2 protein-coding genes are annotated in these 1,857 nt (G+C 58.9%); one reads left to right on the top strand and one right to left on the bottom strand.

The features are described from left to right. Nucleotides 1-1,333 (bottom strand): RNA-guided endonuclease InsQ/TnpB family protein (locus LQD11_RS15370; protein ID WP_238618339.1); only part of this gene is annotated, 1,333 nt, incomplete at its 3' end. A gap of 44 nt (nt 1,334-1,377) precedes the next feature. On the opposite strand from LQD11_RS15370, the gene tnpA reads away from it, so the two are divergent. After that, a complete protein-coding gene (tnpA, locus tag LQD11_RS15365) occupies nt 1,378-1,806 on the top strand; it encodes an IS200/IS605 family transposase (RefSeq protein ID WP_238618338.1) in 429 nt (142 codons plus the stop codon). The last annotated feature ends 51 nt before the right edge of the window (nt 1,807-1,857 follow it).

The raw sequence follows: 1,857 nt of genomic DNA, 5'->3' as shown, positions 1-1,857 counted from the left end.
GCTTGCCCTTCTGCGACTGACCCTGATCTCCACCGGCGTAGCCGTCCGGGAACGGCGGTTCGGGGCGCACCGCCCCTACCTGTTGAAGAGATTTGCACTGACCGATCACCGTTGTGACGCCGCGTCGGGCAATCACCCGGCTGGCGTTGTGGTCGGCATGATCGGTCTGCCCGCAGCGTTGACAGACAAATCGGCTCTGACTGAGCCGATTGTCGGGATGAATGTGGCCGCAAACGGCACATTCCTGCGAGCTATGGTGCGGCGGCACCACGAGAAACAGCACGTTGTTTCTCGGTGCCTTGTACTGGGCATAGGTTCTGATCTTGCCCCAGGCGCTATGGAGGATGCCCTTGTTGAGCCCCGCCTTGGCGCGGGCACCGTTGGGTGCGTGGCGCCCCCGCTCGTCGGTCTTTGCCTTCGGGCGACGACTCATGGAGGCCACCTTGAGGTCTTCCATGACCACGAGCCTCACCCCCGGCGCCATCACCAATGCGTGACTTGTCTTATGGGCAAAGTCCTTGCGCACGTTGTTGGCGTAGGTGTGGGTGCGGGCCACGCGCTTTTTGGCCTTGTGCCAGCCGGATGAGCCCTTGGCACGTCGCGCCATGCGCCGCTGCCAGCGAAGGCGCTGGCGTTCCTTGCGGGCCATTCGCTGCTTTTGCACCGGGTCGAAGGCATACACCGATCCCGTGCTGGCGTAGGCAAGCACCGCCACGCCGCGATCCACGCCGATGGTGGCCGCGTGCAATGAAGCCTCATCCCACTGCGATAACTCGGCCTGGATCTCTGCAGGGCGCGGATGGATCACATCATCCTCGGTGGCAAATGACACATGCCACTGACCGGCGTTGATGCTGATGACGATGGATGCGGGCAATGTATGGGGCCGATCCGCAACGTAGCGCAACCGACCGAGCGGGTGCTTTTTCGTGCCGACCCGAAGGTGATAACCCCCTTCGCCATCATTCTCGAAAGCAAATAACTCCCGCGTCAGCCAGACGCCTTGTTCGCCACCTTTTCCATGAATCGTTGGACGACCGGATAATTTCTGGAAGAAGCGACTGTAGGCTTGTTTCCATCGAACCGCGCCATTGCGTAACACCTGGGAGGGCACTTCACGCAACCACGCCGTATCGGGGCCGATGAACTGGCTGTATTGTTGGTCGATGGGTGGTTTTTGCCCGGTCAGCGACAAGGCTTTTCGGGCAAAGGCACGAAAATAACGGTCTTCTCTGACCTTGCTGTTATAGATGAATCGCTGACAGCCAATCCAACGCAGCAGGATATTTTCCTGCTGGCGACCGGGATAGCAACGAAAGCGATGTCCGATCATGCCCATGCCTGCTATCGTTCCATGAAAACCACCAAGGCGCAACCATGGAAAGTAGCACTAAATCTCGTTCTCACGCCGTTTATGACATTAAGCTGCATGTTGTTTTTGTGACCAAGTACCGTCGCCCTTGCCTGCATGAAGAACTGAGGGACTACCTGGAGGGGGCGTTTTCGGAGATCCTGGCGGCATGGCGTTGTGAACTGATCGAATTTGGTGGCGAGGCTGATCACGTTCACCTGCTGATAGCGATCCATCCGGCATTGAACCTTTCCACGCTGGTCAACAATCTCAAGACAGCCAGCGCCCGCCGCGCCCGCAATCGTTTTGCCGAGCACTTGGCGGCGTTTTATTGGAAACCGATGTTTTGGCACCGCGCCTATTACGTTGGCTCTGTCGGTGGGGCATCCCTGGAGACGGTTCGGGCCTACGTGGAATCACAAGGCACCAAACCCCTCAAAAGAAACCCCGCTTGACCCCCTCCTGGCTAACGCCTAGCAGGGGGAATGCGCGGGGAAATGTTCAAC

Origin of the sequence: Ectothiorhodospira shaposhnikovii, from assembly GCF_022227765.1 — a bacterium.
GTDB lineage: Bacteria > Pseudomonadota > Gammaproteobacteria > Ectothiorhodospirales > Ectothiorhodospiraceae > Ectothiorhodospira.
The sequence above is the reverse complement of the archived record's forward strand: the minus strand, read 5'-3'. Positions and strand labels throughout refer to the sequence as shown.